We start from the raw sequence: 379 nt of genomic DNA on the forward strand, positions 1-379 counted from the left end.
GCAAAGGCACGATATTTGGTATGGGGATGGGCGAGCATACTGACCTCGAAAGCACAATGGAGAACGCGATGGATCTCCCCTGCTTTCATCATGGAAAGCGCTTCGAGGCCGGAGTCTGGGGGAGATCAGCCTGGGTGCCAGCTTCCTGGCAGCACCGGCAGACCCCGGCCGTAAGGCAGGGGTAGCGCTAGTAGCAGGGTCAGGAAGCGGGGATTCATGGGCGGTGATAACCGTCTGGGAGAAAGGAGTGACTGGCAGTCTAGGGGGCTGTCATCTGAATGTACTGCGCTAAACGCCCTTTTATTATCGCGAAATGGACATTTGAACTTATGATGGGCGCCCCATGATCCCTTCCGCTCCGGAGGCGCTGCGCTGCATG

The organism is Pseudomonas protegens (assembly GCF_003732485.1).
GTDB classification, from domain to species: domain Bacteria; phylum Pseudomonadota; class Gammaproteobacteria; order Pseudomonadales; family Pseudomonadaceae; genus Aquipseudomonas; species Aquipseudomonas protegens_B.